This is a genomic window from Arthrobacter sp. P1_D4 (assembly GCF_056406115.1).
This window is the reverse complement of record NZ_JBFUAU010000026.1, coordinates 34,062-57,403: the sequence shown is the minus strand read 5'-3', so window position 1 is coordinate 57,403 and position 23,342 is coordinate 34,062. Positions and strand designations below refer to the sequence as shown.

The window sequence follows — 23,342 nt, the reverse complement described above, 5'->3', positions numbered from 1 at the left end:
TTAGGTTCAAAAGCGACGGAATGATTGCTACTCTGGATTCTGCACCTAGAGAGAGTGAGCAATGATGCTTCTCGAAAGAGACCTCATCCAGTCCGTCGGCTTCCGCAACGTAACGGACGGCGGACGTGTAACCGGCTTTCAGTTCCGGGTCCGGATGCCTTCCTACCGGGGCATGGCCGCGTCCCTCATCGATGGCATCGCCGTTCGCGTTGGCGGCATCGTCGACGTCGGACCTGACGTTCCGCTGTGGACCTTCGGCGGGCGGACCTACACCCTGCAGCAGCTCTGGGAAAGTGATGGCGTGCGCTGGCCCCTTGAGGAAGCGGCAGTGGTCACCGTTCCCCTCGACGGCGGCCTGCCGCAGGGCGTCCACGAGCTCTCCATAGAGCTGCGGCTGCGGATGTCCTACATACCAGTCGAGCACCAGCCCACCACTCACCGGACCAGCCGCAAGGTGACGCTCGCGCCGGAAGGCGGCGAAGGTACCTTCCGCTACGGCGTTTCCCTCTACAGCTTTATGGGCGATTACGGCACGGTGATGGACCTTGAGACGGCGCTGGCCGCCGTCGCTGACGTGGGCGCCACCGGCGTCGAGATCCTCGGCGAGGGCCACGTTCCCAACTATCCGGAACCGTCCCCGGCCTGGATCGATAACTGGTTCGGCCTGCTGGAGAAGTATTCGCTGGAGCCGACGAACTACGGTTCCTGGATAGACACCCGTCTTCATTCGGGCCGCACCATGACGGTCGCCGAGGGTGCGGAGGCCCTGCAGCGGGACCTGCGGCTTGCCAACCAATTGGGTTTCGGCTTCGTGCGCCCCAAGATCGGCGTGGTGTCCAGCGATCTGGTCCCAGACCCCATCTGGACCGAGTCCGTGGAACGCTCGCTTGATCTGGCCCACGAGCTGGGGATCATCATCTGCCCGGAGATTCATTCGCCGACGCCCATCAGGCACCCCGTCGTCGAGGACTACATCGGCCTCATCGAACGGACCGGAACCAAGAACTTCGGCCTGCTCATCGACACCGGAATCTTCCAGGACCGGCCCATTCCGCTGCGCGCAGGTGAGACCCGCGAGGCCCGGCCCGCCTTCCTCGACGGCATCGGCGTCGACCCCGCCGACTTCGCCGATATCGCCCAGTATGTGGTGTTCGTCCAGGCGAAGTTCCACGACATCAACGAGCAGCTGGAAGACCAGCAGATTCCCTGGCTGCCCGTGCTCAAGGCCCTCAAGGACTCCGGCTACACCGGTTATCTCTCCAGTGAATACGAAGGCGAACGCACGCCATGGCGTGCCATTGAGCAAGTGCGGCGCCAACACGCCCTGATCCGCCGCATCACCGGCGAACTTACCTGACCCATCCCATTTCCCAGTAAAGAGAGCAACAATGCCAAACGGACTTCTTGACGATGCAAGCCTCCGCACCCATCCCGACGGTCTCGCGCTGGCCTTGACCCTGCCGTGGTACCGGAGTCTGTGGCTCTCCTCGGTCTCCAGCCTGCGGCTCACCGTCGACGGCCAGGATATCCCCGCCGGGAACCTGTCCCTGGAACTGGGTGGTGTCCGCTATGCGCTCCCGGACCTGCCCGCTCAAAGCGAAACTCTCTGGTACCTCCAGGAACATCCCTTGCTTATCGCCACAACGGAGACCCCTGTTGCCCTGGGCGAGCAGCACACCGTCCGGCTCATCGGTGAGCTGCGCCTGCCGTACATGCAGATTGCTCCCGGCCAGGACGGCGGTCCCGGCATGTACGTTCCCAACTTCGTGAACCAGACGATGGAGCTGACCGTCACGGACAGGGCTGCGGGGGCACCGGAACTGACGACGGCGGTCACGCCGCCCCCACCGAAAGCGGAGGAGGATCCGTTCTCGCTGGGGCTCACCCTGTACTCGGCAAGCGCCGAATTCCGGGCCGGCTGGTACGACTTCGACGGTCTGCTGAACCGCGTGGCCGAGCTCGGCATCGGCCCCGGGATCGAAATTGTGGCATCGCAGGTCCTGCCTACCTATCCCAACGTGACTGACGACTTCGTGCGCTCGTGGCAGCGCGCCTTCGACAAGCACGGCTTCACCGCCAGCTCCTTCGGCGCCAATCTGGACATGGGACGCCGCCGTGACCGCGACATGACCCCGGACGAGGAGTACGAGTTCACGCAGACACTCTTCCACGGCGCCAAGAAGCTCGGTTTCCCGCTCGTCCGCATCCAGAGCGCGAAGCCGGAGCTGCTTCGCCGGCTGCTGCCGCTCGCCGAGGACCTCGAACTCAAACTTGCCTACGAGATCCATGCACCGCTGGGACCCAACTCGCCCGAGATCATGAAGGTCCGCGACGTCTACGCCGAGCTTGATTCACCGCTGCTGGGCTTCGTGGCTGACTTCTCCTCCACCATGCACAGCATGTCTCCCACGCTCCTGCGCGCGGTTCGCCGTGCAGGGCTGGACGATGAAGCTGTGGAAAGGCTGCAGGCTATCTGGGGCACTGAGGCACCGATGCGGGTGCGGCAGGAGGAGTTCATTGCGTACCTGCGGGGACGTGACTTCGATCCTGCCCGGCTTGGATCCTTCGCCCACCTGGCGTTCAACATGCACGGCCACGTCAGCCCGAAGGAGTGGGCTGACATCATGCCGCAAATCATGCACGTCCACGCGAAGTTCTACGACATTGATGAGCAGGGCAACGAGCCGGCCATCGACTATCCGGAACTGGTCCGCGTATTCGTCGAAGGCGGCTACCGCGGTTACTGGTCCAGCGAATGGGAAGGCCATGCCTTCGCCGAGCTCGGTGAGGTGGATCCGCTGCTGCTGGTGCGGAAGCATCATGACCTTATCCGCAAGAGCATGCGGACGGCGCTGGCATCAGCCTGACCTGAAAGACCGACGTCCCATAGTCTCGATGCCCGTCCGTTTACCGGCCGGGCATCGAGGTATTTAAGGGGCTTCCTTGGTAGCGGCGGCTGCCACGATGTCGGCAGCCTCTTTGAAGAGGCCCCGCATCCACTCATGCTCGGAGTCGCGGTTGTGCACGGGGTGCCACCACAAGGCATTAACCAGCGGCGTGGCATCGAAGGGCAGTGGCAGGATCCGGATCCCGCCCACGCGCAGAGCGAACGGCACAAGGGCCGCCTGGATGAGCGCGATCCGGTTGGTCCCAACCACAAAGTGCGGCAAGGACTGGAAACTTTCAACAACCACGTCCACCCGGGGCTCAACGCCCAATTGCTGGATCTGCCGTTCCGCCGAGGTTGAGGCTGAGCGCGTCTGATAGGTCATCGCCCAGGGAAGTTCAGCGATGTTTTCCATGGTGATTTGCTCGCCGACGGCTTCATTGGACGTGGAGACCACGGCCACCCAGCCGTCCCTCCACAGGTCCAGGTAGGGCAGCCCGGTGAGGAATCCGTGGGGAATCACCATGCCGTCCACCGACCGAAGGCGGTTGGCTGCATCCTCCACCACCATCGGATTGTGGAGCATAAACCGGAACCGGACACCTGGGGCGCGCTCGGCTGCAAGCTCGGAAACAACCCGGCCAATGGTAGTGAAGCCGTAATCCGAGCCGTAGATGGAGAACTCGCGCTCGGATTCTGTGGGCTCCCAGGTGGCCTGGCTTTCGAAGACGCGGCGTGCGGCCTCCAGTGCGGTGGTGGTGTGCTCCGCGAGCCGGAGGGCGAAGGGGGTGAGCTCGTAAGCATTGCCGCGGCGGGCCAGGATCGGGTCACCGAAGTGGGATCGGAGCCGGGCGAGCGAGGCGCTGAGCGCCGGCTGGCTGAGGTGGAGCCGCTCGGCCGCCCTGGTAACGCTTCGCTCGGTAATGAGGGCATCCAGCGAGATCAGCAGGTTGAGGTCGAGACGGGAAAGCAGGACATGTTTCGTCACGGCGCAGCGATCCTTTGGAAGTGGAACCGTTTCAAGGGAGTTTATCAGCGGGATCAATAACGTAGGCGAAGCCATCAGGGATCTGGATGGACCTTCCGCGGACCCCCGTTAAACTTATGTCCGTCATAGCAAAGACTTATGTGTCTTTTAGGCACATCTCCTGCATACTTGTGAGTGACCGGGGTCACGACACCCGGATTTTGGACAATGAAGTCAGAAAGGCTGGACATGACACAGCACCGTCGCTATTCAGGCCTGAAGGTCGGCGCCCTCGCCGTCCCCACCGTCGCAGCACTCATTCTTACCGGTTGCTCGGCCTCCACCGGCAGCAGCTCCTCTTCGGGTGGTTCCCAGGAATTTTCACTGTCCTTCGCGACATCCAACACCATCGAGAGCCCCTTCCAGGTGTTGGCAGAAAATTACATGAAGTCACACCCGAACGTGAAAATCACCTTCAATCCTCAGCCGAACGACTCCTACGACCAGACCCTGCGCACACAGCTCCAGGCCGGAAACGCCTCAGACGTCGTAGTGACCTCACCCGGCTCCGGCACCGGCCGCAGCATCCTGCCGCTCGTCCAGGCAGGTTTCCTTGAACCGCTTGACGATGCCGCGAAGCAACTGCTCCCCGAGGGAAGCGCCAGCACCTTTGGAACCGACGGCAAGGTGTACGGCCAGGCCACGGAAATTACGATCTCTGCCTTGGTGAGTAATGAGACGGCTGCAACTGCAGCCGGTGGCTTCCCTGCCGACTTTTCCTCCCTCCAGCAGCAGTGCAAGGCTCTGGAGTCCTCCGGTAAATCCCTCTTTGCCCTTGCCGGATCAGCCCCTCCCAACACAGGGCTGATGGCGATGTCCCTGGCAGCCTCGCGCGTCTACGCGGAAGACCCGAAATGGAACGATAAGCGCGCTGCGAAGGAAGCCACCTTCGCGGGCTCGGACGGTTGGAAGTCAGCCCTCGAAGCAGTTAATACCTTGAAGGACGCGGGCTGCTTCCAGAAGGGTGCTGCCGGCGGCGGCTTCGATGCCATCACCAAGGGGCTTGCCAGCGGAACGTCCGTGAGCGGCTTCATCCCGGCTCCAAGCTGGAAGCAGCTGCAGTCCGCCGCTGGGGGCTCCCAGTTCGCCGTTCGGCCGTTCCCGGCGGAACAGGGCTCAGGTAATAGCTACGTATTTGCCAGCGCAAACTACGCCTTCTCCATCAACGCGGCCTCCAAGAACAAGGACGCTGCCAAGGCCTTCCTCGACTGGGCCGCCCAGCCTGAGCAGACCAAGGCATTCGCAGAAATCGACGGTGCCCTGCCGGTCAGCGGACTCGACAAGTACGATTTCGACGGCGGCGCCTATAAGAACGTCGGCGGCCTGATGAAGGACGGCAAATACGGCCCCCTGCCCAACATCCAGTGGCCGAATTCCGCCGTCTACGACGCACTGGCCACGGGGGTCCAGGGCATCATCACCGGCCAGAAGAGCCCTGACCAGGTCCTGCAGGCCATGGACGCGGCCTGGGATCAGTAGCAGTTCTTGACCATCAACGTTCCGACGACTCAAAGGGACAAGCAAGGAATACCAATGACTGCGACGATGCAACCGAAAAGCGAAGCAGCTGAAGCACCCCGGCGAGGCAAGCGGACGCCGGGGGCGGGTGAGAACACCCGTCCCCGGCGGGGGCCCATGCAGTTCGGACACTGGTGGTGGGCGCTGCCCGGGATCGCCCTGGTGTTTGCCATCCACTACGTGGCAACTGGAATCGGCGGATTCTTCGCCTTTACCAACTGGACGGGCATCGGCTCGTTCAAAATCACGGGCTGGACAAACTTTGAGGCCATCTTCAAGGACCCCACGAAACTCGGAGCCCTCTCCAATACCCTCTTTCTGGCCTTTGGCTCGGTTCTCCTGGGCAACATCGCCGGGTTGGTTATTGCGCTGGGCCTGAACCGCGTCGTCAAGACGCGCTACATCCTCCGGACCCTCTTCTTCATGCCGGTGGTGCTCAGCCCGCTGGCCACGGCCTACATCTGGAAATACATCTTCGACTTCGACGGTCCGCTCAATGCCTTCCTTACGGCAATAGGCGCCGGCGACCAGGCCAAGCCGTGGCTGGCCGACCCGCAGTGGGCCATCTGGACCGTGCTTGTGGTGCTGGTCTGGTCTTCCACCGGCTTTGCCATGGTGATTTTTATGGCCGGCCTGGCCGGTGTCCCCGTGGAAGTGGAGGAGGCGGCGGCCATTGACGGTGCCAATCTGTGGCAGCGGTTCCGCAACGTTACCCTGCCCGCCATCCGCCCCGCCGTCGCCATCGCCACCACGCTGGGAATCGTCCAGGGGCTGCGCGTCTTCGATCCCATCATGGCGCTCACCGGCGGCGGACCGGCCGGAGCGACGGAAACGCTGGCCACGCTGGTTTACAAGCAGGCCTTTGCGCTCGGGAACTTCGGGGGCGGTGCCGCCCTGGCCCTGGTGCTCGCCGCCATCATCCTGATCTTCGCCGTTCTCCAGCAGCGGCTGACGCGTTCGAACCCTGAGGACTAAGCCATGTTCCGCTACACCAAACTCACCCTGCTCCGCGAAGTCGGCCTATGGGCGCTCGCCCTGGTGTTCCTCGCGCCGTTCTACTTCCTGGTGACAACTGCCCTGAAGCCGGACAGCGAGTTGTTCACCACCTCGGCCCTGGCTCCGCCAACAAACCCCGACTTCAGCAACTTTATCGACGTCCTCACTGCCACCGGCAACTCAAACGTGGTGATGGGCCTGGTCAACAGCGCCATCATCACCGCAGGCAGCATCGTGGGGCTGATCGCACTCGGCTCCATCACCGGATATGTCATCACCCGCAGCACCCGACGCTGGAGCAAGGGCGCGTATTACCTCTTCCTGATCGCCATCATCCTCCCCGGCCAGCTCGGCGCCGTCCCTCTCTACATGGGTGCACGGGCCCTTGGACTCACCGGATCCGCTTGGGGCCTGATCATCCTCTACACGGGCATGCTCCTGCCGTTGTCGATCTTCCTCTACGCAAACTTCTTCCGCGGCCTCGGCACGGACTACGAAGAAGCGGCCACCATCGACGGCGCCAGCAAATCCCAGATTTTCTCCAAGGTGGTGTTCCCGATGATGGCCCCAGCCACGGGAACGGTCACCATCTTCGCCGGGCTCATCGTGTGGAACGACTTCTTCACGTCGTTGATCTTCCTGGGCGGCTCCGCCAACCAGACGCTGCCGGTGGCCATGTACTACTACATCGGCTCCCTGGTCTCCCAGTGGAACTCGATCTTCGCGATAGTGATTGTCTCCATGATTCCCATCCTGGCGCTGTTCCTGTTCGCGCAGAAACGGTTCATCCAGGGCTTCTCCGGCGGCCTGAAGGGCTGACCCGCGATGGTTGACAACCGCGCAGCGTTCGAGCGCTTCGTGGACATCTTCTACACCCAAAAACGGGTGCGTGAAGCCTTCGACTTCCTTGTGGCCGACGACTACCGGCAGCACAACCCGGCCATTCCTGACGGGCCTGAGGCGGCAGTAAGAATGCTGACGCCGAAGTTTGACGGATCGCCAGACTCCCGGTTCGAGGTTCAGCGCATCCTGGTGGACGGTGACCTGGCGTTGGTGCATGTACGCGCTTCAGGTCCCGGCAGTCCCGACGCCGCCGTCGCAGACATTTACCGCTTCGAAAACGGCCGGATTGTTGAGCACTGGGACGTACTTCAGCCGGTTCCCGAGGACCCGGTCCACGACCACCCCATGTTTTAGACCACCCATCCCAATTCTCTAGGAGATATCCATGTTTCAACTTTCGCCCAATATCGACCTTTTGTTCGCCGAAGCAGGCGAAAGTGCTGCTGACCGGGTTCGCGCGGCGGCAGCAGCCGGCTTCGACGCCGTCGAAATGTGGGGCCCAACGGGCAAAGACATTCCGGCCCTGAAGCACGCACTCGAGGAAACCGAAGTCCAGCTCACCTCCCAACTGGCGGAACCGCGTATGCAGTTCATGATCCCGCCCCGCAACCACGATGCTTTCTACACCGGGCTGGACGCCGGCGTCGAAGTGGCACAGCAGCTCGGCTGCCCCCGGATGGTAGTGGGCAGCGGTACCGGATTCGGCGGCCGCAAGCGGCAGGACCAGCTGGACGAACTGATTGAGATCTTCACCCGAGGCGTCGCGCACATCGAGGGTTCCGGCATCACCCTGGTTCTCGAACCGGTCAACGTCAGGGTTGACCACCCGGGAGCCCTCCTGGACCGGACCTCGGAAGCCGTCTATGTCGCCAAGGGCGTCAACTCGCCATACTTCGGCGTTCTCTACGACCTCTACCACTCCACGGTCGAGGGCGAGGACGTGGCCGCCGAGCTCGCCAACGCCGGCGACCTCATCAAGTATGTTCAGATCGCAGATGCGCCGGGGCGCGGCGAACCCGGTTCCGGTTCCATCGACTGGCACGCCCGGCTCACGGACCTGGGGAACAGCGGCTACGCCGGCCCCATCGGGCTGGAGTACTACCCGACGATCGACTCGGCGAAGTCCGTCCGGCGCATCCAGGAACTGGTGGCGGGACGGTGAGCGGTAACCGGTATCCCGTTGCGGTCGACGTCGCCATCGTCGGCAGCGGCCCCACGGCATCGGCATACGCACGCATCCTCAGCGAGGAAGCCCCTGGTGCCACCATCGCCATGTTCGAGGTGGGCCCCACGGTCAGCAATCCACCCGGGGCGCACGTCAAGAACATTGAGGATCCTGAACGCCGCAGCCTCGCGCAGCGGGCATCGGAAGGCCCCGGCGCAGGTGCCGACCGCCGCATTGTCCAGCAACGTGGGCGGCATGGCCGCCCACTGGACCGCTGCCTGCCCCCGCCCGGGCGGCAAAGAGCGCATTCCGTTCCTGCCGGACCTTGAAGAGCTTCTTGACGACGCCGACCGACTGCTGGGGGTGACCACCCGCGCCTTCGACGGGGCTCCGTTCTCTGACCTCGTCCGGGAACGACTCGCCGCCGCCGTGGACGCGGGCCGTGACACCGCCTATCGCGTCCAGCCCATGCCTCTTGCTGTGCACCGGCGGGAGGACGGCGGCCTGGTCTGGTCAGGTTCCGACGTCGTGATGGGGGATGTGACCCGGGAAAATCCGCAGTTCGAACTCTATGATGAGTCGCTGGTAACGCGTGTTCTCCTGGAGGATGGCGCTGCTGCCGGCATCGAAGTCCAGGACCGCCGCAGCGGCGAAACCCATCAGGTGGCGGCCCGCTACGTTGTGGTGGGTGCGGATGCCCTGCGCACGCCGCAGCTGCTGTGGGCTTCCGGGATCCGGCCCGACGCCCTGGGCCGCTACCTCAACGACCAGGCGCAGGTAGTGTTCGCGAGCCGGCTGCGCGATGTCACCGCTCCGCAGGGCCGGGCAGCCGCCAATGGCGCGCTCAGTGAGCAGAGCGGAGTTGCCTGGGTTCCCTACACGGACGGGGCGCCCTTCCACGGCCAGATCATGCAACTGGATGCGTCACCGGTTCCCTTGGCCGACGATGACCCCGTTGTCCCGGGCTCTATCGTGGGGCTTGGGCTGTTCTGCGCCAAGGATCTGCAGCGCGAGGACCGGGTGGCGTTCGACGACGGTGTCCGCGACTCGTACGGGATGCCCGCCATGCGCATCCACTACCGCCTCACGCGGCGGGATCACGAGGTGCTGGACCGCGCCAAGCAGGAAATTGTCCGCCTGGGCAAGGCGGTGGGTGAGCCGCTCGACGAGCGTCCGTTCGTCATGCCGCCCGGCGCATCGCTTCACTACCAGGGCACAACCAGGATGGGTGCAAGGGACGACGGCCAGAGCGTGTGTTCGCCCGACAGCCAGGTGTGGCAGGTCCCCGGCCTCTTCGTGGCTGGCAACGGCGTCATTCCCACCGCCACGGCATGCAATCCCACGCTGACCGCTGTGGCGCTCGCAGTGCGCGGGGCCCGGAAACTCAAAGAAGAACTCAACAGCTATTTACTTATGTCTGAATCAGACAATAGACTGACTAAATAATGAATAAGTGGTGCGATGTCGCTGCTATTTCGTTCAATCACAGGCAAGGCATGCCGCAGACAAGGAGGTCTCGATGATCGCCGACCGCATAATCGAGCAGGGAACACTGATCACCCAGGACGGCCGTACCGCCGTCGAAGTCCGCATCCCCTGGTACCGGGCCCTGCCGGGTTCCTGCATCGCTGGAGCTGCATTGACAGTGGACGGCGTCAGCGCCCCCGAGGGCTCACTGCGCTGGACCATGAACAACCGCACTTTCAGCTTCGAGGAACTCGTGGACGAGACCGGCGAATGGTGGTTCCCGCTGGACTCGGCAGTCCTTTCGGGCGACCTTCCCGTCCCTGACAGCCGGACCGAGCACGAGGTCAGGGTGGACCTGAAGCTCTACATCCCCTACATCATCACCGACCACGGCGTGCTGCACATCGAAGAGCACGACACCAAGACCATGAAGGTGGCACAGCGATGACCAGCCTCGGCACGCCGATCCAGGGCGTCACCCTTTACAGCTTCACCCGGGCCGTCCACGCCCGGCAGTACGACCTCGATGGCCTGATCCGCAAAGTGGCGGCCGAAGGCTTCGGCCCGGGGCTCGAAGTCATCGGATTCTCCAGCCTGCGCGGCTTCCCGGACCGGATCGATGACAACTTCGTTGGCCAGTTCCGTGATCTTGTGGCCGAGGTTGACCTGGTCCCCACCTCCCTCGCAGTCAACGTTGACACCGGTATCCGCCGCGACCGGCTCATGAACCATGACGAGCTTGTCGAATACATGCGCAAGCAGATCGAAGTAGCCGCCAGGCTCGGCTTCCCGATCGCCCGGGTGCAGATATCGCTGACTCCGGACGCCATGGAAAGCCTGCTGCCCGTGGCCGAGAAGTACGGCGTCACCCTGGCCCTCGAAGTCCACGCGGACCAGCACGGCGCCCACGAACGTGTCCTGGCCCTTCGCGACCGCTACGAGAAACTCAATTCCCCCTTGCTCGGCTTCACCGCGGACTGGGGTGCCACCGTTACCGGCTTTGCGCCCTCCCTGCTGGAGGCCTACCGCCGCCGTGGTGCTTCGGAGGAACTTCTCGGACAGGTGGTTGACCTGTGGAATGGTTTCTACGTCGACGGACCGCCAAACACGCAAAAGGTTCACGGTGAACGCTTCGGTGCCTTCATCGGCCTGGCCGCCCGCAACGGCCGGCCCGACCTTGGCATTGACTTCGCCATCAACGGAACAGGGCTTTTCGGTCCTGCCCCGCTGGACACCTGGCTCGAGATCATGCCTTGGGTCCGCCACGTGCACGGCAAGTTCTTCGGCATCGACGAGACCGGCGAAGAGCCCTCGGTGCCGGTCCGGAGCCTAGTCCGGCAACTGGTTGAGAACGGCTACTCCGGCGCAATCTCCAGCGAATACGAAGGCTGGCACTGGAACAACTGGCAGGACCCGTTCGACATCATCCGCGGCGAGCAGGCCGTCCAGCGCTCAGCGGCCGCCAACGCCGGTTCGGCCATGATCACCGACGCTTCAGAAGCCCGCCGCATCCTCAACAGCCATCTCGCCCAGCCCGTCCGCGGCTGACAACGAAGGAACCAGAAATTATGTCAGAAGGCATCGCAGGCTCGGGCATCGAGCTTGGCATCACCCTCTATTCGCTCACCTCCGAGTTCGCCGCCGGGCTCTACACCCCTGAGACGCTGATCAAAGCTGTTGCAGATGAAGGCCTCGGCCCGGGGGTTGAGTTCAACATCGCCCAGATGCTGCGCACCTACCCGGACGTCGACGACGACTTCGTCCGCCTGTGGCGCGACAGCATGGACCGCTACGGCCTGACCCCCAGCGCAGTGGGCACCAACCTGGACATGGGCCGCCGCAAGGACCGGGACATGACACCCGATGAGGAGTACGACTTCTTCGCCGCGCAGCTGCACACGGCTAACAAGCTTGGTTTTCACCGCGTGGTGATCCGCTCAGCGGGCAAGGAATTGCTCCGCCGGCTGCTTCCCCTGGCCGAGAAGTACGACCAGAAGCTCGGCTACGAAATTCACGCGCCGCAGGGCCCGAACGATCCCAAGATCCTGCAGATCCGCGAAATGTACGAGGAACTGGGAAGCGACCGGCTCGGTTTCACCGCAGACTTCAGCTCGACGATGCACAGCCTTTCCCCGACCCTCTTCCGCACGTTGACGCAAATGGGGCTGCCCGAGGAGCACTTCGCCGTCATGCAGGAGATCTGGCGCAAACCGTCGCCCATGCATGAGCGCAACCAGGAGTTCGAGGACTACCTCAGTGCAAACAACTTTGATCCTGCCCGCCTGGGCCCGTTCACCCGGCTGGCATTCAACATGCATGGACTGGTTCCGCCGGAGGAGTGGCTGGATATCATGCCGCAGATCTTCCATGTCCACGCGAAGTTCTACGACATCGACGAACACGGCAATGAACCCGCAATGGACATTCCCCGCATTGTGCGCCAGTTCGTCAAGGGCGGCTACCAGGGCTACCTGTCCAGCGAGTGGGAGGGCCACGCGTTCGCCGACCTGGGCGAATCCGATCCGATCGACCTCGTCAAGAAGCAGCACACGCTGATGCGGCATGCCATCGAAGAGGCCGTTGATCCAAATGCATCCGACTCCCACGCGACCCTGGTCGAGACTGTTAAGTAAGGAAAGCCATGGCAACTCACAATTCCCTGTTCCAAGACACGGACGTCCGCAGGCACCCCGAGGGGATTGCCGTATCGGTGCAGCTGCCCTGGTACCGCAGCCTCTGGCTGTCCGCCGTTGACGACGTCGTCGCAACCGTCAACGGCGTGGAGATTCCCAAGGAGTCTCTCCGCTTCGAACTGCAGGACAAGTCCTACTCCATAGCTGAACTCCCGGAGCAATGGGAAACCCTGTGGTTCGTCGCAGACAAGCCCGACGTGATCATCCCGCTGGACCGCGTCCCCGACGCCGGCGAGGAGATCGACGTCGAGGTCATCCTCACCCTGCGCCTGCTGTATATGCAGATTGCGCCGATGCGTTACGTGGGCAACCGCGTCGCGGTTGACCGGACGGTGGTGCTCGCATGAAAACCCTGCGCGTGGCCATGATCGGTTATGGCTTCATGGGTGCTGCCCACTCCCAAGGCTGGCGGACGGCGCCGCGGGTATTCGACCTGCCTGCCGAGCCGGAAATGGCGGTTATTGTCGGCCGTAACGCTGAAGCGGTCGCCGCCGCTGCCAGCAAGTGGGGCTGGGCCGAGTCAGCAACAGACTGGCGGGACGTGATCGCCCGCGACGATATCGACGTCGTCGATATCGTCACCCCCGGCGACTCCCACGCCGAAATCGCGATCGCCGCGCTGGAGGCCGGGAAGCACGTTTTGTGCGAAAAACCACTCGCCAACACGGTGGCGGAAGCCGAAGCGATGGCCGAAGCCGCCGAACGGGCGGCTGCCCGGGGCATCCAGGCAATGGTCGGTTTCACCTACCGCCGCGTTCCGGCTGTCACCTTCCTCCGCAACCTCATCGCCGAAGGCGCCGTCGGCACGATCAACCAGGTGCGTGCCTCGTACCGGCAGGACTGGCTGGTGGACCCGGAGATGCCGCTGGCCTGGCGCCTGCAGAAGGAACACGCCGGCTCGGGGGCCCTGGGGGACATCGGCGCCCACGCCATCGACCTGGCCCAGTTCGTCACCGGCCTGAACCTGGAGAAGGTGTCCGGCGTTATCGACACCATCGTGAAGGAGCGGCCTCTTTTGAAGGGCTCCACTTCAGGCTCCGGACCTTCCGATACCGGGCTTTCCGGCGCTGCCGGCGTCGGCTCCGGCCAGGTGACGGTGGACGATATCGCCATCTTCACGGGCCGCTTCGAATCCGGCGCGCTGGCGTCGTTCGAGGCCACCCGGTTTGCCACCGGCCGGAAGAACGCGCTCCAGATTGAGGTTTCCGGGGACAAGGGCGCCCTGGCCTTCGACCTCGAGGACCTCAACAGCGTCCAGTTCTACGACCGCACGGCACCTGCGGACCGCCAGGGCTTCCGGAAGGTCCTGGTCACGGAAGCGGAGCATCCCTACGTTTCGGCGTGGTGGCCGGCAGGCCACATGCTCGGTTACGAGCACGGGTTCTCCCACCAGGTCAAGGACCTCGTGGAGGGCATCGTGGGCGGCTCCGCCCCGCATTCGTCGTTCGCCGACGGGCTGAGGGTGCAGCGGGTGCTCGACGCTGTCGAGCGCAGTTCCGAAAATGATTCCGCCTGGACACGTGTCGCTGCCGGCGTTCCCGTGCCGGCCAGTTGAGGAGGGGAAGCACGTGGCACGACCAATTACCTTGTTCACCGGCCAGTGGGCCGACCTGCCGTTCGAGGAGGTGGCCCGGCTCGCCGGCGAATGGGGCTACGACGGGCTGGAGATCGCCTGCTGGGGTGACCACCTGGACCCCTGGCGCTGGGACGACGACGCCTATGTGCAGGGCAAGCTGGACATTCTTGACCGCCACGGCCTCAAAGTGTGGACCATCTCCAACCACCTCAAGGGCCAGGCCGTCTGCGACGACCCGATCGACGAACGGCACCGCGGCATCCTGCCGGACGTCGTATGGGGCGACGGCGATCCTGAAGGGGTCCGCCGTCGTGCCGCCGAGGAACTGAAGAACACTGCACGGCTCGCCGCCAAGCTGGGCGTGAAAACAGTGACGGGCTTTACGGGATCGTCCATCTGGAAGTACGTGGCGATGTTCCCGCCCGCCTCCGAAAAGATGGTCGACGCCGGCTACCAGGACTTTGCCGACCGGTGGAACCCCATCCTCGATGTCTTTGACGAGGTGGGCGTCCGGTTCGCCCATGAGGTGCACCCATCAGAGATCGCGTACGACTACTGGACAACGCAGCGCGCCCTCGAGGCGATCGGGCACCGCGAGGCCTTTGGCCTGAACTGGGACCCGAGCCACATGGTGTGGCAGGACATCGACCCTGTGGGGTTCCTGTGGGACTTCAAGGACCGGATCTACCATGTGCACTGCAAGGACACGAAGAAACGCCTGTCCAACGGGCGCAACGGCCGGCTCTCCTCCCATTTGCCCTGGGCTGATCCGCGCCGCGGCTGGGACTTCATCTCCACCGGCCACGGCGACGTGCCGTGGGAGGATGCGTTCCGGATGCTGAACGCCATCGACTACCGCGGGCCGCTGTCCGTGGAGTGGGAGGACGCCGGAATGGACCGGCTGGATGGCGCCCCCGAGGCGCTGGCTTTCGTGCGCCGGCTCTCCGGCTATGAACCCTCCGCCGCAGCTTTCGACGCCGCATTCAGCACGAAGTAATTCGCAAACAAGTGAGGCCAGACCCGCGGGGCCGGCCTCACTTGTTTGTATGCCATGGGCTTCTTGTATGCGGTCAGAGGGCCGCCCGGGCCGCTGGTGCCGGCTCCACCACTGCCGACTCCACCACTGCTGGCTCCGCGAGGGCTGCCCCCGCCAGGGCCAGGTGACTCCGCGTCATCTCCGTTGGGTCGTCCTGCAGCCACTCGTGGCCGCCCCATTCGCTGGTCAGCGTGCCCGTGAAGCCGGTCCCGCGCAGCAGGCTGCCAAGGTCATGCAGCGGCTGGGAAACCCGGCCGCCGTCGTCGTCCAGATCCCAGAACTTCAGATGGAAGGCGCCCACCAGGGGGAGGATGCCCTGCAGATCTGCGGCGTCACTGCGGCCGAAGCGGATGAGCAGGTTCATAAAGAGGGTGTGGATGCGCGGCGGAACCTTCCCTGCGCGGAGCAGGGCGGTGACGGCATCGAGGGTGGCGGGATCTCGCCAGTCATTCTCCAGGCGCGCCAGAAGATCGGAAGGAACGCCGCCCTGACGCAACTCATGAAGGTAGGTGACGGGAAGGGCCGGCATGAGCATGCTGATGTCGACGAGTACCCGCACGTGCTCGTCTGCCAGCCCGGCTATCGCATCCAGTGCTGGTGCCACAGAAGGGTTGTTTGGAGTCTGCTGCCCTTGGATTTCTTCGTACAGCACCAGATCGAGTTCATGCAGCAGCGGCTGCAGCAGCGTGAGCAGTTCCGTGCCAGCCTGTCCGATCGGTAACCGGATCCCGCGGGCACCCACTCGGCTGGCGGCGCTGAGCTGGGGGACCAGGAAGTCCAAGCGCTCCTGCAACGAGCGGCGGTCGGTTGGGGACGTGAAGTCGTCGAGGCTGGCGCCAACGATGCTGACGCGGCCCCCTCTTGCCGCCAGCGAATCCCGCAGTTCGTCTACCTCGGCGTCCTGCGGAGCGGGGAAGGACCGCCACAGCAGCCCAGGTTCAAGTTCTATTGCCTTCGCCACGGAATCCGCGATGCCAATCACAACGTCCGCGGCTGTCCGCCGGGCTGCCGTGATCTCCGGAGTCCAGTTGAACGAGCTGGCGCAGAGGGTCCAGTTGTCAGGAAGTGCGGGGGCCATGTGATGCCTTCCCATTTATGCTTGTTAATGACAAACTTATGTCACTTTTAGGATAAAGGACGGAAGCCATGTTGCAAACCGCTTTGCGCGAAGATGCGCTGACGGCCACGCCGGAAGGCTTTGAACTCCGGCTCGGCCTGTCATGGATCCGCTCAATGCCCCTTTCCAGCGTGGCTGAGCTCGCAGTTGAGGTCGACGGCATCCCGGTGGCACCAGGGGAGTTGACGGTGGTGCTGGGGGCCCGGCGCGTGCGTGCGGACGCATTGCAGGCGGAGTCCGGGTGGTGGTTCGTGCAGGACAGGGTGGTCCTGGCCGGCCGGCGCGAGCTTTCCCGCGGGGTGCACGCCATCGCCGTCGACTTCCAGCTGCTGGTGCCCTACCTTCAGGCGCGTCCCGGTTCTCCGCTGGTCCTGCCGTTCCATCTGGAGGCCCGGCTGGAGCTTGACCGGGAACCGATGCCCAGCGTCTCCCGCGATGTGGCCTGAGCGGCTATGCCCAGGCAGTGGACCCTATGCGGGGACAGCGTGCCGTTCCGGTGAGGGCCTGCCGTCAGCAAACCAGCGCGGGAAGGTGACATCGAACAGCTGCTCGCGCGCCAGCTCAGCTCCTCCGCGCAGGGGTTCGCGCTCATCGTTGACGGACAAGGTGATCGTGAGGTCGCGGGTGGCGAGCGGCAGGGACAGCTCGTAGACCCGCTGGCGCACTTCGGCCAGGAATACTTCGCCGGCCGATCCCATGGCCCCGCCGATGACGATGATTCCGGGGTTGAACATGTTCACCAGGGCTGCAATGGTCTCACCCGCTACCCGGGCCGACTTTTGAATCAGTGTGATGGCCAGCGGGTCCCCGGCCTGGGCCGCGAGGGTGATCTCCTCGAGGGTCAGTGTCCCCTTTTTTGCCAGCGGGGCCAGGGAGCTCCGCGTGCCTCCCTTGACAGCCTCTTCCGCGTCCCTGACCAGGGCCCAACCGCTGGCCACCGCTTCGAGACAGCCGATCTTGCCGCAGCGGCATTGGGCATGGGAGTCGGAAACCCGGACATGGCCGATGTCGCCGGCCGCGCCGTTGGCACCGCGGTGGATCCTGCCCTGGGACAGCAGGCCGGCACCGATTCCCGAACCGATCTTGCAATAGATGAGGTTCGCAAGGGATTCGCGACGCCGGGCGCGCTCACCAAGGGCCAGCAGGTTGACGTCGTTATCCACCCACACCGGTGCGTTGAAGCGGTCCTCGAAGGGCGTACGGACATCGAATCCATTCCACCCGGGCATGATCGGAGGTGCCACCGGTTGTCCCGTGGCGAAGTCAACCGGGCCGGGGAGGCCCACCACCACACCCCAGACGGGCACTTGGTGATCCTTTTTCAGCACGTCGTCAACGAGGGCCATCACGGCGTCAATGGTCTTCTCGGGGCCCTGGGCGATATCCCAGGTGCGGTGCGTGTGTGCCAGGATGTCGCCATCAAGGGCAGTGACGCCAACCCTTATATGAGCGGCTCCGAGGGCACATATGACAATCCTTCCCTGCTCCGCGCGGAAGCGAAGGGTCCGGGGCGCGCGGCCACCGGAGGAGGCGCCGAATTCTCCATCCCCGAGAAAGCCGATCTCAATGGCCTGCTCCACACGCTGGCTGACAACGCCCCTGCCCAGCCCGGTGACCTTGCCGATTTCAGGGCGCGTTGTTGCCTCGCCCGTTCGCACCAGGTTGACGATCCTCAGCAGGCTCGTCACTTCATCCGTTTGTGCTCCAAAGCGGAGTGTGGACTCTGTCGTCATGATCACAATTCTCACACATAAGAGGGAACTAAGGTGGGGTTGAACGCGACTATAGCCGGATATTTCCGTACTTATGAATAATATGGACAAAAGAGGGAGGCGACGATGCCTTGGAATATAGGAGTTCTGGGGGCCGGGCCGGGCGTCGCGGCCCTGCATCTGCCGGTGCTGGGGCGCCTGGCGGACCTGTTCAAAGTGGTGCACATTGCCGATGCGGGAAGTGGGCGCGCCCAGGGCCTGGCCGAAAGGCTTGGTGCCCGGTGGTCAGTGGGGGAGGCGGACCTGCTTGCGGACCCGGCTGTCCACCTGGTGGCCATCTGCAGCCCGCCCGCTGAACATGCCCGCCAAATCCTGGCGGCTGTAGCCGCGGGGAAGCCTGCCATCTTTTGCGAGAAGCCATTGGCCACCAGCAGGGAAGAAGCCGACGAAGTCATCTCTGCCTGCCGGCTCGCGGGAACGGTCCTTCTGGTGGGGACGAACCACCTGTTTGACGCCGCGTGGGGGCGGGCCAGGCATCATCTTGTGGCCCTCGCGGGCCGGGTACAGGCGATCTCCGTGACGCTGGCGCTTCCGCCGAATGACAGGTACCACCGGCTGGTCGCCGAGGGCGGCCCTTTCCAGGCCGCCCGGCGGGAACGCCTGGACCTCGACAGTCCCGCGGTTGCGGCCGGCGTCCTGCGGCAGCTGCTGACCGGGCTCGCGATCCATGATCTTCCGGCCGTGAGGGACATCGCGCCCGGCATCGACGAGGTTGTCTACGCCAGGGTCGCCCCGCCAGTCGGCTACCTTGTGGGGGTATCGGGCCGGCGGAATCCTGGTCCAGTTGGCGCTTACCATGCTTCCGGAAGGACCGGATGCCCTCTGGAGGATGAATATCGCCACCTCCCACGACCGCATCGAGGTGAATTTCCCGCCCGCCTTTGTCCATGCCGGAAGCGCGGCCACCCGAGTGCGAAGCACGGACGGGCAGTGGACGGAGTACAGGCGGGATCCGGAAGACGGCTATATGGCGCAGTGGCGCCTGCTTGCCTCACTCCTTGAAGGCGGGGTCCCAGTCGAGTACGACGAACTGCTGGCTGACTCGCACTTTGCAATCGACCTGGCCGATGCTGCCGCAGCGAAGGTTCTGGAAGGGGTGCCGCAATGAGTTCAGCAAATCCAGGGATCGGCATCTTCACCGTGTTGCCTTCCTATCTCGCGGCTGTCGCCGAGCTTGCGGTCAGTGCTGCACTCACCAGAGACGTCAGTGGGGCGGTGGCTGTGGTGCCCGGATCCGGCGATTGGTGGCAGGGCATGCTGGACGCCCGGGCCAGGGGAGCGGCAGCCGTGGTGATTGCGGACCCTGCTGCGCTCCCGCAGAAAGGACCCGGAGCCTACCCACGGCCCGGTGACATCCCGGTCATCGTCGAGCGTCCCCGGCTGCGCCCGGATGTGGTTGCCGATGCCCTCCGGGCCAGACGAGGCAGGCCGGCCCGGATAGTCACCGTCGAGTGCGCTGCCCCCGCGGCCGGTCTTGAAGCGGTAATCCGCGACGGCTTGGGCTGGGCCCGGTCACTGGTCCGGGGCCCGTTGACGCTCCAGGTGTGCAGTGCCACGGCGCACGCCAGGATTGCCCTGCTGGATTCAGGGGGATCCGCGGGCGGGGCAATACCCGTCACCCTGGGGGCGACGGCGGCAGCGGGCCTTCACTCCGACGGCCTGCTCCAGGTGCTGGCCCTCGGCGAGGTGCGAACCGAAGTCACCGTGGACCAGCAGGCCGGGCTGACGCGGCTGGAGACGTCCACCGGGGACGGGACACTAAGGGCACCGGAGCGCTATGAATCATCAGCCCGCCTGGCGCTGCGCCGGGCCATCGAGGCGCAGTCTTCGGGTCAGCCCGGAACGGACCTGGATGAGCTGCTCGAGGACATGTCCCTCACCCGCGCCGTGCTTGCTACATAAGGGCTGCCCGCCATAAGGGCTGCCCGCCACCATAGACCGGCGCCGACCACCGGCGTCTAATTCACGCATTCTTTTGTTGCTTTCAAACTAAAGTGAGGTAGCATGAGTAACGGCGCCGGGGTTCCTTCCGAACCCGTTCTCCGTCGTGATGGTGCGCCGGAGGCACAACACGTCGCGTCGACGGCCCGATCGTTCGGGTAGATCACTATGCCACTTTCACCTTTGAGACTCCGTCTCCTTGTTATCTCCCTGCTCACGGTTTCGTTCCTCGGGGCCCTGGACCACACCGTGGTGTCCACATCCCTGGCCACGGTTGCGGGTGAGCTGGGCGCGCTGAAGCTCATGAGCTGGGTTGTTGTGGGATACACCCTCGCGAGCACTGTGCTGCTGCCGGTGCTCGGCAAACTAGGTGATGTCCTGGGAGCCCGCCGGATCTTCCTCAGTTCGCTGGTAATGTTCCTGGCGGCCTCCCTGGCCTGCGGCTTTTCGCAGGACATGGCATGGCTTATCGCCGCGCGCGTCCTGCAGGGGATGAGCTCCGCGGGCCTGCAGCTGATGTCGCAAACCATCATCGCCAGGGTCACCTCGCAGCGGGAACGTCCGCGCTACATGGCCATCATTGGCGCAGCTTTCCCCATCGCGGTCCTGGTTGGCCCCGTTCTCGGCGGCGCCATCACCGATTACTGGGGCTGGCAGTGGGTTTTCTGGATCAACATCCCGGTGGGCGCTGCAGCCCTGGCCCTTGCCCTGGTTGCCGTTCCCCACCTGGAGCCCGGCCCCATGCCCCGCCACTTCGATGTTGCCGGGGCGGCTGTATTTACCGCGGCACTGGTGGCCCTTGTCCTCGCCGCCACCTGGGCCGCAGAACGCAGCGCGGGCCCCGCCACCGCTGCCGCGCTCGCGGTCAGCATGCTGGGCTTTGTTGCCTTCTACTTTGTTGAGCGCCGCGCACCCGAACCCATCGTCCCCCTGCATTTCTTCGCCAACCGGACCATCGCGGCAGGCACCGCACTCTCGGCGATTATCGGCGTCGGCCTCTTCTCCATCACCGCCTATTTGCCGACGTACGTCCAAATGGCGTACCAGACAACCGCCACCGTGTCCGGGCTCGTGCCGATCGCAACCGTGTTCGGCATGCTGACCAGCAACCTGCTGACCGGATGGCTGGCCAGCAGGACGGGGCGGTACCGGATCTTCCCCATCCTGGGAACATCATTGGGGGCCGCCGGACTGTTTGTGATGGCGGTGTTGCCCGCCGGGCTTCCGCTGTGGGTTCCCATGATCGTTATGGCCGTTGTTGGGATGGGCACCGGCGCGTTCATGAGCCTGATCGTCACTGTGGTCCAGGGAGCTGCTCCGGCCAGCCAGACCGGCACCATCACCGCGACGATCAACCTGGTGCGGCAGGTGGGGTCAACAGTGGCGACGGCGATTATCGGCGGGGTGATCGGCTTCGGCGTGGCGGCCCTTTTGCCGGCGGGCCTGGATGCTTCCACCCTGACCCCGCAACTGGTCAAAGGGGCCGCCCCGGCAGTACAGGCCAGCGTGGCTCAGATCTACGCCTCAGTCTTCACCCCCATCTTTATTGCCTTGGCGGCCACGTACGCAGTGGGAATAGTCGCGGCGGTCCTGCTTCCGCACGGGCGCCTCTCCGACGAACCCGTTCCCGCCCCCCAAACAACTTCCGAATCCCTTTCGGCCTGATTTCAAAGGAGACATCATGTCCAACCCAACCATCGCCATCGTCGGCAGCGGGCCCATCGGCTCCACCTATGCGCGGGTGCTCCTCGAGCAGGTCCCGAACGCGCGGGTGGTGATGTTCGAAGCCGGCCCGCAGGTGACGGAGGTTCCCGGCGCGAGCGTCCGCAACATTGCCGACCCTGGCGAAAAGGCTCGTGCGCGCGAAATGTCGCAGGGGCCGCAGGCCGGCGCCTACCGGGAGTCGCTCGGCATCCCGGCAGCCACGGTCACCGAGGGAATGTTCACCGCCCGCCAGGGCACCCACCTTCTCGACTTCGGCGGCGCGGGCTCCGCCCAAGCCTCGAGTTTTCCCGCGGCGGCTGCGGCCACCAACGTCGGCGGCCAGGGTGCGCACTGGACCTGCGCGACGCCGTCGCCCGCCTTCAGTGAAAAAATCCCCTTCATAGCGGACGACGAATGGGACGGGCTGATTGAGGACGCGAAGCAGCTGCTGCACGTCCACAGCGCAGCGTTTGCCGACTCCGCCGTTGGTGAGGCCATTCGGACCCTCCTCGATGAAGAGTTCGGCGCGGAGCTGCCGGATGGGTACGGCGTGGGCACCCTTCCGGTTGCCGGGGACCCGCAGCCCGACGGCTCCGTGCGCTGGGCGGGGGCCGACGTCGTCCTCGGCCCGCTGGTCGACAAGGACAGTCCGGTCTCGAAGCAGTTCGAACTCCGTGACCTCACCCTGGTCCGCCGCGTGGAACTGGACGGACACCGGGTCACCGGTGTCACCGTCGAGGACCTCCGCAGCGGGGAGAAGTCATTCGTGGCAGCGGACATCGTGGTGGTGGCCGCCGATGCCTTCCGCTCCCCGCAGCTTCTCTGGGCATCCGGTGTGCGGCCGCAGGCCCTCGGCCACTACCTGACCGAGCATCCCGTGGTCATCTCCACGGTGGCGCTGGACGCCGAAAGGATGGGGCGGTACGCCACCGAAGAGGACCTTAAGGCCGAGCTGGCCCGGCGCGCACTGAACCCGGCAGACCCCGTCGCGGCTGTCAACCGCATCCCGTTCTCGGAGCCGGAACACCCCTTCTCCGTCCAGGTCATGTACACCGAGACCACGCCGTTCCCGATGGAGCCGGGAACCCCCTACTCCGAGAACCGCTGGGGCTACGTCAACATGGGCTACGGCATGCGCAAGCACCCGCGCTACGAGGATGCCGTCACGTTCGACGACAATGAGCCGGACTACCGGGGATTCCCCAACATGAGAATCGAGTACGCGCTCACAGAACGGGAAAACGCGGAAATCGCCGAGGCAACCGAGCGGCTGCGGCGTGCCGGCAAGGCCCTTGGCGCCTTCGTGGCCGAGCCCAGGCTCATGCCGAACGGCTCGAGCCTGCACTACCAGGGCACCATGCGCATGGGTGAAACCGACGACGGCACCTCGGTGGCGGATCCGTGGTCACGGGTGTGGGGCTACAACAACCTGGTGGTGGGAGGAAATGCGCTCATTCCGACGGCAACTGCCATGAATCCCACGCTGATGAGCGTGGCCATCGCTGTCCGCGGCGCCCGGAAGGTTGCTGAGGAGCTTAGTTCGCAGAGTGCCTAGGTCAACTGTTCGTAGGGGCGCAGACGCCCGCCAGCTGTGGCTGGG

At 64.5% G+C, this 23,342-nt stretch carries 21 protein-coding genes and 2 pseudogenes; 20 read left to right on the top strand and 3 right to left on the bottom strand.

Going from position 1 to position 23,342, the window contains the following annotated elements; all coding sequences use genetic code 11:
- The first annotated feature begins 64 nt into the window (after positions 1 to 64).
- Positions 65 to 1,357: a C-glycoside deglycosidase beta subunit domain-containing protein gene (locus AC1D0A_RS20525; protein ID WP_476946702.1), complete on the top strand. Its 1,293-nt coding sequence runs from the start codon at positions 65 to 67 to the stop codon at positions 1,355 to 1,357.
- Positions 1,358 to 1,388: 31 nt separating this feature from the next.
- A complete protein-coding gene (locus tag AC1D0A_RS20520) occupies positions 1,389 to 2,867 on the top strand; it encodes a sugar phosphate isomerase/epimerase family protein (RefSeq protein WP_476946681.1) in 1,479 nt (492 codons plus the stop codon).
- Between the two features lie 63 nt (positions 2,868 to 2,930).
- On the opposite strand, the gene AC1D0A_RS20515 is transcribed toward AC1D0A_RS20520, so the two are convergent.
- Complete coding sequence (locus tag AC1D0A_RS20515; protein WP_476946680.1) at positions 2,931 to 3,875, bottom strand: LysR family transcriptional regulator; 945 nt, start codon at positions 3,873 to 3,875, stop codon at positions 2,931 to 2,933.
- Positions 3,876 to 4,103: 228 nt separating this feature from the next.
- Here AC1D0A_RS20515 and AC1D0A_RS20510 point away from each other — a divergent pair, with 228 nt between their 5' ends.
- From AC1D0A_RS20510 to AC1D0A_RS20455, 12 genes and pseudogenes are all read left to right on the top strand, one after another.
- A complete protein-coding gene (locus tag AC1D0A_RS20510) occupies positions 4,104 to 5,393 on the top strand; it encodes an ABC transporter substrate-binding protein (RefSeq protein WP_028275822.1) in 1,290 nt (429 codons plus the stop codon).
- Between the two features lie 54 nt (positions 5,394 to 5,447).
- Positions 5,448 to 6,407, top strand: coding sequence for a carbohydrate ABC transporter permease (locus tag AC1D0A_RS20505; protein WP_439954124.1), 960 nt, complete (start codon positions 5,448 to 5,450; stop codon positions 6,405 to 6,407).
- Positions 6,408 to 6,410: 3 nt separating this feature from the next.
- The gene (locus AC1D0A_RS20500) at positions 6,411 to 7,247 is read left to right on the top strand and encodes a carbohydrate ABC transporter permease (RefSeq protein ID WP_243180782.1); all 837 of its coding nucleotides are present in this window, start codon (positions 6,411 to 6,413) and stop codon (positions 7,245 to 7,247) included.
- Positions 7,248 to 7,253: 6 nt separating this feature from the next.
- A complete protein-coding gene (locus AC1D0A_RS20495; protein WP_476946679.1) occupies positions 7,254 to 7,625 on the top strand; it encodes a nuclear transport factor 2 family protein in 372 nt (123 codons plus the stop codon).
- Between the two features lie 31 nt (positions 7,626 to 7,656).
- A complete protein-coding gene (locus AC1D0A_RS20490) occupies positions 7,657 to 8,433 on the top strand; it encodes a TIM barrel protein (protein ID WP_476946678.1) in 777 nt (258 codons plus the stop codon).
- A pseudogene (locus AC1D0A_RS20485) lies at positions 8,430 to 9,882 on the top strand (GMC oxidoreductase). Before AC1D0A_RS20490 ends, AC1D0A_RS20485 begins: the two are co-directional and overlap by 4 nt.
- 73 nt (positions 9,883 to 9,955) lie before the next feature.
- Positions 9,956 to 10,351, top strand: a complete 396-nt coding sequence (locus AC1D0A_RS20480; protein ID WP_028275817.1) for a C-glycoside deglycosidase beta subunit domain-containing protein — start codon at positions 9,956 to 9,958, stop codon at positions 10,349 to 10,351.
- Positions 10,348 to 11,451: a sugar phosphate isomerase/epimerase family protein gene (locus tag AC1D0A_RS20475; RefSeq protein ID WP_028275816.1), complete on the top strand. Its 1,104-nt coding sequence runs from the start codon at positions 10,348 to 10,350 to the stop codon at positions 11,449 to 11,451. The genes AC1D0A_RS20480 and AC1D0A_RS20475 overlap by 4 nt, the downstream gene beginning before the upstream one ends.
- 20 nt (positions 11,452 to 11,471) lie before the next feature.
- Complete coding sequence (locus AC1D0A_RS20470) at positions 11,472 to 12,536, top strand: sugar phosphate isomerase/epimerase family protein (RefSeq protein WP_243180790.1); 1,065 nt, start codon at positions 11,472 to 11,474, stop codon at positions 12,534 to 12,536.
- Between the two features lie 8 nt (positions 12,537 to 12,544).
- Complete coding sequence (locus tag AC1D0A_RS20465; RefSeq protein ID WP_028275814.1) at positions 12,545 to 12,943, top strand: C-glycoside deglycosidase beta subunit domain-containing protein; 399 nt, start codon at positions 12,545 to 12,547, stop codon at positions 12,941 to 12,943.
- A complete protein-coding gene (locus tag AC1D0A_RS20460; protein ID WP_476946677.1) occupies positions 12,940 to 14,151 on the top strand; it encodes a Gfo/Idh/MocA family protein in 1,212 nt (403 codons plus the stop codon). The genes AC1D0A_RS20465 and AC1D0A_RS20460 overlap by 4 nt, the downstream gene beginning before the upstream one ends.
- A 13-nt stretch (positions 14,152 to 14,164) precedes the next feature.
- Entirely contained in the window at positions 14,165 to 15,169 is a 1,005-nt protein-coding gene (locus tag AC1D0A_RS20455; protein WP_476946676.1) for a sugar phosphate isomerase/epimerase family protein, read from the top strand.
- A 73-nt stretch (positions 15,170 to 15,242) separates the two neighbouring features.
- Here AC1D0A_RS20455 and AC1D0A_RS20450 read toward each other — a convergent pair whose 3' ends face one another.
- Positions 15,243 to 16,286: a restriction endonuclease subunit R gene (locus AC1D0A_RS20450; protein WP_476946675.1), complete on the bottom strand. Its 1,044-nt coding sequence runs from the start codon at positions 16,284 to 16,286 to the stop codon at positions 15,243 to 15,245.
- A gap of 68 nt (positions 16,287 to 16,354) precedes the next feature.
- Between AC1D0A_RS20450 and AC1D0A_RS20445 the strand changes: the two genes are divergently transcribed.
- A complete protein-coding gene (locus tag AC1D0A_RS20445) occupies positions 16,355 to 16,771 on the top strand; it encodes a C-glycoside deglycosidase beta subunit domain-containing protein (RefSeq protein ID WP_476946674.1) in 417 nt (138 codons plus the stop codon).
- Between the two features lie 24 nt (positions 16,772 to 16,795).
- On the opposite strand, the gene AC1D0A_RS20440 is transcribed toward AC1D0A_RS20445, so the two are convergent.
- The gene (locus AC1D0A_RS20440; protein WP_476946673.1) at positions 16,796 to 18,058 is read right to left on the bottom strand and encodes an ROK family protein; all 1,263 of its coding nucleotides are present in this window, start codon (positions 18,056 to 18,058) and stop codon (positions 16,796 to 16,798) included.
- A gap of 105 nt (positions 18,059 to 18,163) precedes the next feature.
- On the opposite strand from AC1D0A_RS20440, the pseudogene AC1D0A_RS20435 reads away from it, so the two are divergent.
- From AC1D0A_RS20435 to AC1D0A_RS20415, 5 genes and pseudogenes are all read left to right on the top strand, one after another.
- Positions 18,164 to 18,472 (top strand): annotated as a pseudogene (locus tag AC1D0A_RS20435) (Gfo/Idh/MocA family protein); the annotation flags it as partial.
- A 454-nt stretch (positions 18,473 to 18,926) separates the two neighbouring features.
- A complete protein-coding gene (locus AC1D0A_RS20430) occupies positions 18,927 to 19,205 on the top strand; it encodes a hypothetical protein (RefSeq protein ID WP_476946704.1) in 279 nt (92 codons plus the stop codon).
- Positions 19,202 to 19,999, top strand: coding sequence for a hypothetical protein (locus tag AC1D0A_RS20425; RefSeq protein ID WP_476946672.1), 798 nt, complete (start codon positions 19,202 to 19,204; stop codon positions 19,997 to 19,999). The genes AC1D0A_RS20430 and AC1D0A_RS20425 overlap by 4 nt, the downstream gene beginning before the upstream one ends.
- Before the next feature lie 222 nt (positions 20,000 to 20,221).
- Entirely contained in the window at positions 20,222 to 21,703 is a 1,482-nt protein-coding gene (locus AC1D0A_RS20420; RefSeq protein ID WP_253906699.1) for an MFS transporter, read from the top strand.
- 16 nt (positions 21,704 to 21,719) lie between these two features.
- Positions 21,720 to 23,297 (top strand): GMC oxidoreductase, encoded by a 1,578-nt coding sequence (locus AC1D0A_RS20415; RefSeq protein WP_476946671.1) that lies wholly within the window; start codon positions 21,720 to 21,722, stop codon positions 23,295 to 23,297.
- Positions 23,298 to 23,342 lie beyond the last annotated feature (45 nt).

Coding starts and splice junctions, on each gene's coding strand:
- AC1D0A_RS20525 (WP_476946702.1), top strand. CDS start 65: ATGCTTCTCGAAAGAGACCTCATCCAGTCCGTCGGCTTCCGCAACGTA.
- AC1D0A_RS20520 (WP_476946681.1), top strand. CDS start 1,389: ATGCCAAACGGACTTCTTGACGATGCAAGCCTCCGCACCCATCCCGAC.
- AC1D0A_RS20510 (WP_028275822.1), top strand. CDS start 4,104: ATGACACAGCACCGTCGCTATTCAGGCCTGAAGGTCGGCGCCCTCGCC.
- AC1D0A_RS20505 (WP_439954124.1), top strand. CDS start 5,448: ATGACTGCGACGATGCAACCGAAAAGCGAAGCAGCTGAAGCACCCCGG.
- AC1D0A_RS20500 (WP_243180782.1), top strand. CDS start 6,411: ATGTTCCGCTACACCAAACTCACCCTGCTCCGCGAAGTCGGCCTATGG.
- AC1D0A_RS20495 (WP_476946679.1), top strand. CDS start 7,254: ATGGTTGACAACCGCGCAGCGTTCGAGCGCTTCGTGGACATCTTCTAC.
- AC1D0A_RS20490 (WP_476946678.1), top strand. CDS start 7,657: ATGTTTCAACTTTCGCCCAATATCGACCTTTTGTTCGCCGAAGCAGGC.
- AC1D0A_RS20480 (WP_028275817.1), top strand. CDS start 9,956: ATGATCGCCGACCGCATAATCGAGCAGGGAACACTGATCACCCAGGAC.
- AC1D0A_RS20475 (WP_028275816.1), top strand. CDS start 10,348: ATGACCAGCCTCGGCACGCCGATCCAGGGCGTCACCCTTTACAGCTTC.
- AC1D0A_RS20470 (WP_243180790.1), top strand. CDS start 11,472: ATGTCAGAAGGCATCGCAGGCTCGGGCATCGAGCTTGGCATCACCCTC.
- AC1D0A_RS20465 (WP_028275814.1), top strand. CDS start 12,545: ATGGCAACTCACAATTCCCTGTTCCAAGACACGGACGTCCGCAGGCAC.
- AC1D0A_RS20460 (WP_476946677.1), top strand. CDS start 12,940: ATGAAAACCCTGCGCGTGGCCATGATCGGTTATGGCTTCATGGGTGCT.
- AC1D0A_RS20450 (WP_476946675.1), bottom strand. CDS start 16,286: ATGGCCCCCGCACTTCCTGACAACTGGACCCTCTGCGCCAGCTCGTTC.
- AC1D0A_RS20445 (WP_476946674.1), top strand. CDS start 16,355: ATGTTGCAAACCGCTTTGCGCGAAGATGCGCTGACGGCCACGCCGGAA.
- AC1D0A_RS20440 (WP_476946673.1), bottom strand. CDS start 18,058: ATGACGACAGAGTCCACACTCCGCTTTGGAGCACAAACGGATGAAGTG.
- AC1D0A_RS20430 (WP_476946704.1), top strand. CDS start 18,927: ATGAATATCGCCACCTCCCACGACCGCATCGAGGTGAATTTCCCGCCC.
- AC1D0A_RS20425 (WP_476946672.1), top strand. CDS start 19,202: ATGAGTTCAGCAAATCCAGGGATCGGCATCTTCACCGTGTTGCCTTCC.
- AC1D0A_RS20415 (WP_476946671.1), top strand. CDS start 21,720: ATGTCCAACCCAACCATCGCCATCGTCGGCAGCGGGCCCATCGGCTCC.